Origin of the sequence: Algoriphagus aquatilis, from assembly GCF_042657405.1 — a bacterium.
Lineage (GTDB): Bacteria > Bacteroidota > Bacteroidia > Cytophagales > Cyclobacteriaceae > Algoriphagus > Algoriphagus aquatilis.
In genome coordinates, this window is sequence record NZ_JBHSKS010000012.1 from 104789 (window position 1) to 111902 (window position 7114).

The 7114-nt window shown below is 47.5% G+C and carries 4 protein-coding genes; 1 reads left to right on the forward strand and 3 read right to left on the reverse strand.

The features are described 5' to 3' along the window. Positions 1–82: 82 nt before the first annotated feature. The 3 genes from ACFPIK_RS14695 to ACFPIK_RS14705 form a co-directional block, all read right to left on the reverse strand. Complete coding sequence (locus tag ACFPIK_RS14695; protein WP_377916593.1) at positions 83–1792, reverse strand: GMC oxidoreductase; 1710 nt, start codon at positions 1790–1792, stop codon at positions 83–85. Next, entirely contained in the window at positions 1785–2357 is a 573-nt protein-coding gene (locus tag ACFPIK_RS14700; protein ID WP_377916595.1) for a gluconate 2-dehydrogenase subunit 3 family protein, read from the reverse strand. Before ACFPIK_RS14700 ends, ACFPIK_RS14695 begins: the two co-directional genes overlap by 8 nt. Before the next feature lie 91 nt (positions 2358–2448). Continuing rightward, the gene (locus tag ACFPIK_RS14705; RefSeq protein WP_377916597.1) at positions 2449–4500 is read right to left on the reverse strand and encodes an alpha-L-fucosidase; all 2052 of its coding nucleotides are present in this window, start codon (positions 4498–4500) and stop codon (positions 2449–2451) included. A 251-nt stretch (positions 4501–4751) separates the two neighbouring features. On the opposite strand from ACFPIK_RS14705, the gene ACFPIK_RS14710 reads away from it, so the two are divergent. Further along, positions 4752–6983 carry a TonB-dependent receptor family protein gene (locus tag ACFPIK_RS14710; protein WP_377916599.1) on the forward strand — a complete coding sequence of 744 codons (2232 nt, stop codon included), beginning with the start codon at positions 4752–4754 and terminating at the stop codon, positions 6981–6983. Positions 6984–7114: the final 131 nt, after the last annotated feature.

The following is a 7114-nucleotide window of genomic DNA, read 5'->3' on the forward strand; positions in this document are numbered from 1 at the left end:
GCCCAAATCTCTCGACTTGGGCCTTTTTTCAGCTTTCTGATTTCTGACTTCTGCCTTCCTGCGGCAGGCAAGCTTTCAAACTTTACTTTTTGCTTTCCGCCACTGCATGATGTGCCGCTCTTGCCGCAAATGCCATATAAGTCAGGGATGGATTTTGGGTAGATGTAGAAGTCATCGAAGCGCCGTCAGTCACATAGACATTCGGCACGGCATGCAACTGATGGTTGGCATTGAGAAGGGAGGTTTTAGGATCTTTGCCCATGCGTACCCCTCCCATTTCGTGAATGTCCAAGCCCGGCGCCTGCTTGCTGTCGGCAGATTGGATATTGGTAAATCCAGCTTTGGTAAACATCTCCGTCATCTGCTCGATGTAGTCCTTGACCATTTTCTCATCGTTATCGTCGTAGTCTACACTGATTCGAAGCTGAGGCATGCCCCATTCGTCTTTTTGATTCGGATCGAGGGCGACAAAGTTGGTTTCCTTTGGGATCGTCTCGCCCATCATGTGGGAACCCACTCGCCAAGGACCATACTTATCCGGATTGAGCAGACTGTTTTTCAAGTCCATGCCGATACCGCTGGTATCCGGGCCTGAGCCACGGCTAGCAGAGAATCCCGCTGCATAGCCACGGAGGAAGTCTGTCTCCTGCTTGTACACGTTTCGGAATCTTGGAAAATAGCCACTCGTCGGTCTACCTCCGGAAGTGGTAAATTCGGAATGACCTTCGTATTCACCCGATACTCGGGCGCGGTAATTATGGAAAGCAACGTATTTGCCAAGCAGTCCATTGTCATTACCCAGTCCATTCGGGAACCGGTTTGAAGTCGAGTTGAGCAAAATCGCATTGGTATTTAGCGCTGCGGCATTCACAAAGATCACATCAGCGTAAAATTCCTCAGTTTCCTTGGTCAGGCGGTCGATGATGCGTACCCCGGTCGCTTTTCCTTTTTCCTCATCATAGATGATGGAGTGAACCACCGCATCAGGTCGGAGGGTCAAGTTGCCTGTTTTCAAAGCCCAAGGAATGGTCGATGAGTTGGAACTGAAGTAGCCCCCAAACGGACATCCACGCTGACAGAGGTTACGGTTTTGGCACATGGCCCGACCCTGCTGGGCGTAGTATTCGGCATTGCCATGGATGTGCGCACAGCGGGCCGAGATCATGTGTCGGTCATTGCCGTAGTGCTTTTTAAGCTGCTCCGCAAAGTATTTCTCCACCACATTCAACTCATACCCTGGCAAAAACTCTCCATCGGGAAGCTGGGCGATTCCATCTTTGAAACCGGAAACTCCTGCAAATTTCTCCACATGGCTGTACCATTTTTCGATGTCTTTGTATCGAATCGGCCAATCTACCGCAAATCCATCCCGAGCCGGCCCGTCAAAATCAAAGTCAGACCAACGCTGCACCTGTCTGGCCCAAAGAAGCGATTTACCGCCTACCTGATAGCCTCGAATCCAGTCAAAAGGCTTCTCCTGAACATAAGAATGGTCGGTGTCTTTCACAAAAAAGTGCATCGCATCTTCACGGAAGGCATAGCATCGGCTGATCACCGGATTGGCTTCTTGAATCTCCTGAGGAATCTGGTTCCGATGGGGAAACTCGTAAGGAAGCATATTGGTCGTCGGATAGTCTTTGATGTGCTCCACATTACGGCCGCGCTCCAGCATAAGTGTTTTTACACCCAAATCGCAAAACTCTTTGGCAGCCCACGCCCCACTGATGCCCGAACCTATGACGATGGCTTGATAGGTTCGTTCCTGTTTGCTGCGGATATTCAGATTAGCCATTGATGCGTGGTTTTTGAAGGTCAGTGATCAAAACGGCGCCATTGTATTCGCCAGGTATAAGGGAATAAGGAATGATTTCAGTTTGGATGTATTCGGAGGCCATGTATCCTTGGATGGTGAACCGCTTGGTGGAATTGAGGAAGTATGCGATGTTTCCTCGCTCTTTTCCCTCCGGTGTGTCATCGCCTTCGAGCTTGGTTCCGTTGAGGATCAATTCTTCTTTCTCTTTGGTGGAAAGGGCGTCGAATTTCTTTCCTGCGGTCTTTTGGACATAATCGGGGAAGGCAATTAATCCTGCGGTGAATTTCTCCTGATTTTCCTTGATAAAGCAGTCATTGACCATCACGAGGATAAAGTCAGGCACCTCTAGATCAAGCGCTCCTTTGATTTCTCCGGCTGGAATGATGGTATCTGAAATGGCAGCAAGAAGCGCTTTTTGGGAAGTGGTAACTTTCAGATTTTTGTAGGCGGCGAGGATGTCGTCTTTGCTGAAGTCACAGGAAGGAATCAGGGCAAGTCCTCCGGATATCAGCGCAATATGCCGCAAAGCATGTCGTCTGTTCATAAGTAAAGGCGATAGATTGGGTTAAAGCAATTGAAGCCAGAAAGTAGGGATTTTATCGAAAAATCCCTACCCGAATTTTACAAGGCTGAGATTATCGGGTAATCACCCCAAACTCCCCAAACGTAGCAGCATTCCCATCTACGGTTCGAAGGGCCTTTAGCCTAACAAATCGGGCTTTGGTTGGATCGATTTTGATGATTTGCTCGATCGGACTGTTTTGGATATTGGAAAATTCGCCTTGAGTTACTCTCTTCCAGCTTTTCCCATCTCCGCTAATCTCCAGCGAATAATCTGCGATGTACCCACTCGGGTATCTGGCTTGCATGGGTAGATAGGTAAACCCTTTCAATTCGACTTCCTGACCAAGATCAATGGTCAAGTCATTGGTTTTTGAGATCCAATAAGAATTAGCCCGCTCATCAATGGAGCGAATGGCAAGCGTGTCGGATGAAATCACTTTCCAGCTGCCTTTGGCTAGGTCAAAGTCCACTCGGGCAGGATCGGAAGTTTTTCCGGTTTTGGAATCTACCGCGATAGCCTGAACAGTAGCGGGCTGAAGAAGGTCAAAGGCATCGGAATAGGCGTTTTGCCCAACTTTTGGAGCAGATCCATCCGTGGTAAAGAAGACTTCCAACTCAGATTCTGCGGCTTGGATGGTTACTTTTCCTTTGGGGGTTCGGGTGATTTTAGGAGGAAAAAGCAAGGCAGGAGCGGAGTAGACGCCAATTTCAGAAATCACCGGAATGCCTTTTCCATCCAGGAAGTTGATTCGGATTTTCTTGGCTTCCGTATCTGGAAATCTCAAAATCCGCTTGTACCCGATCGTGGTCCCTTCTGCGATTTTTTCCCAGCTACCGTTTACTTCTTTTTCCAGGGAAAAAGCTTTCACGCGTTGCCCAAGATTGACAAATTCCTGAATCAGGAGACGGTTGAAGGAAACTGTTTTCCCAAAATCCACCTCCACGGAAGCCTGTAACTGTCCATCGGGTGTAGTCCAGTACGTATTGAAATCCCCGTCATTTAGGAAATCTGCCGTATATCCTTTGCCTCGATCTGCGCTTGCTTCGAAGGAAGCATCTTTAGAGAGATTGAGAGCAAAATCTTCTTTGACCTTGGCCGCCATTTTCAAAATGGCTTCTTCGTCTTTTTTATGGATCAAGCCTCGGGTATCCACGGGGAAGTTGATCAACAGGGAGCTATTCCTCCCGATGCTGTTGTAGTAGATCTCCATCAGGTCCGGCAGTGTTTTCACTTTGTGGTCCTCATAGGTGTGGTAGTACCATCCCGGACGAATGCTCACATCGGATTCGGCGGGAACCCAATGGGTCCCATTTTCCTGACCTGTGGCCCATTTATCAAAATCAGGCATGCCGGCATAGACCGAATCCCGCATCAGATTGGACCAAGTGGTCTCATACGCGTAGCCATCTTCGTTGCCCACCCAGCGCACATCAGGTCCGGCATCGCTGAACATCATGGCGCCGGGCTGAAGCTTGCGAACCAGTTCATGGGTCGTTGGCCAGTCGTAATAGCTGAATTTGTCCACCTTACGCTCCTCATTAGCTCCTCCATACCAGCCTGTTCCACCATTGGCCCCATCAAACCAGACCTCGTAGATTTCTCCGTAATTGGTCAGCAACTCCGTCAGCTGGTTGCGCATGTAGGTGATGTATTCGGGCTTGCCATAGTCGGGATGATTTCGGTCCCAAGGGGAGTAATAAATCCCAACTTTGAGTCCATATTCCCGACAGGCGTCCACAAATTCTTGGATCAAATCGCCCTTTCCGTCACGCCAAGGACTGTTTTTCACCGAATGCTCGGTGTACTTTGACGGCCAAAGGACAAATCCATCGTGGTGCTTGGCCGTGATGATCAGGCCTTTCATGCCGGCTTCCTTGGCGATTCTTGCCCATTGTCTGGCATCGAGTGCAGTGGGATTAAACTGCTCCGGCTTTTCATCTCCAAATCCCCATTCCCGGTCAGAGAAGGTATTCATATTGAAATGGACAAAACCATAATACTGAAGATCCTGCCAGGCAATCTGACGGGCATCAGGCACGGGCAATACTGGCTCTGGTGGCGCGGCTTTTTCCTGACAAAAACTGAGTGTAAGCAGCAACAGTGGGAAAAGAATCTTTTTCATCGGAAGAATCTGGAAACAGACTTTTGAATTTTTTTAAGAAAGAAATACGAGTTTTTAAAAATAATAAAAAAACAATGCCCTGAGTGGAAACCTTCGGCACCCTGAGAAATTAGAGCATACTTTTCCTTTGCTGATTTGACGAACCTGTTCAAAAGGAAGTATTTCAAAAACTTTAGAAAACTATCTTCAATTCTGAAACCATTAATCAAATTAATGCTTTGACAACGTAGATCCCCTCGTAATTTCAAGCCATGAAACACGCATTTACGCTCTTCTTTTTGCTTTTTTCACTGGAGCTCTTCGCCCAGATCCAACTCAAAATCACCGATCAGATCACCGGACTTCCCTTGGAAAATGTTCGGGTCAAAGCTGATAAAAGTATTCTTCGAACCAACGCTTCGGGGATTGTTGCTTTCCCTGGAGAAAATCTGAAAATCTCTTTTGCCCTCGAAGGCTATGAAACCTTGGAAAAAACCTTTTCCAGTGGTGAATTTGAGGTGCAGCTGATCCCAACTGTACTTAATCTTTCAGCTGTCACCGTAACTACTTTTGAATCCGAACGCCCCCTTTTGGAGCAATCAGCCGCTATAAGTGTCGTCAGCGAACGCGATTTTAATCGATTCAATGAGATTTCTCCCGTCAATGCCTTCAATCAAAAAGCCGGTGTTCGAATCGAGGAACGGGCACCTGCCAGCTATCGGGTGTCGATCCGTGGGAGTTCACTTCGGTCGCCTTTCGGAGTACGAAATGTGAAAGTATATTGGAATGAGGTGCCTTTTACCTCTCCTGATGGAACTACGGCTTTGAATCTGCTCGACTTGGCAAATATCCGTACTTCCGAAATTGTAAAAGGTCCTTCGGGAAGCATTTATGGAGCTGGTAACGGTGGCGCAATTTCGCTTTTCAGTCAACCTAATTTGAGCGAAAACAGGATCTCCACCGACTATCTAGCGGGAGATTTCGGGCTCTCCAGATTCCGCTTGGGACTATCCCAACAAGTAGGAAATGGCGGGATCGAGGCCTCCTATGTCAGCCAAAAGTCAGATGGCTACCGCGAACACTCGGCTGTTGATCGACAAGTGTTTCAATTAGGAGGATATTTCCCTGTTTCTGAAAAACAGGAAATCCGAACTCAATTGCTGATCTCAGACCTGAATTATCAGATTCCTGGAGCGCTCAATCAAGCCCAGGTAACCGCCAATCCAAAACAGGCGAGGCCAGGTTCGGTCAACCAAAACAGCTCGATTTCCCAACAGGCGATTTTAATGTCCTTGGGGCATTTGTATCGCTTTTCGGAGAAAACCAGCAACAATACCACGATCTACCTCAACACCAACAACTTTGAAAATCCATTCATTTTGGATTACAAAAAGGAATTGGGCTTTGGCTACGGGGCTAGGACCAAGTTTACCCATGAAACCAAATTGGGTGGAAAAGCCCTTCGCCTGATTGCAGGAGCTGAGTTTCAAAATGCCATCACCGATGCGCAAAACTTTGGAAACCGCGCCGGAAAGGCCGATACGGTTCGCTTTGCCGACAAGCTCCGGACTTACCAAGGCTTCTTCTTCCAGCAGGCCGAATTGAATCTGACAGAAAAGCTACTGGTTACGTTGGGCCTAAGTGAAAACTTCTCCGGCTACGAGATCGACCGGCAAATCGACGCTTCTGGAGGAAAAACAGGAGTTCAAACCCGAACCTTTGATCCGATTGTGGTGCCAAGAGTGGCACTTAATTATCGATTGAATCCTTTCAGCTCGGTTTACGGCTCGATCAGCAGTGGCTTTTCTCCTCCGACCATCGATGAAGTACGCACCAACGAGGGAAGCTTGAACTTAGATCTGGAAGCGGAAAAAGGAGTGAATTACGAGATCGGTTATCGTCTGGGAAAAGAGAAATTTAACCTGGAACTCATTGCTTACTACCTCAAATTGGACGAAACGATTACCACCTTTACCAATGCCAATGGCGTGGTACTCTTCCGAAATGCCGGTTCGACAGATCAAAAGGGAATTGAAGCTTCTTTGGATTACGCGATTTTGAGAAATGCCACTGGGTTCATCAAAGACTTCTTGGTCGGAACAGCCTACACCGGGCAGTTTTTCACCTTTGTCGACTATAAAAAACAGACCAATGACTTTTCCGGAAATGGCCTGACCGGAGTGCCTCCACACAATGTAGTCAGCAGATTGGATATCCGAACCAGACCAGGAATCTACCTGAATTTCACCCATCAGTTTACCGAAAAAATTCCTCTGAATGATGCCAATACGGTATTTCAGGAGTCCTACGACTTGGTCAATCTAAGAGCAGGCTGGGTGAAAAGCTTGGGGAATTTCGACTTGGAGCTTTTTGCCGGAGTGGATAATCTGTTGGATGAAAGCTACAGTCTGGGCAATGACCTGAATGCCTTTGCGGGTAGATTTTATCAGCCTGCACCGATGAGGAATTGGTATGGGGGAATCAAAGTGGGGTTGAATTATTAAACAATATGTATATCCGCAATGATACCAGTAGCCAAATAAGTTCTTACTGACAGTTAGTGACAATTGCTTTAGTTGGGTTTCAACTTGCTTTAAATTAGGTCAAAATAGACGGTTTTGACCATGAACATTAT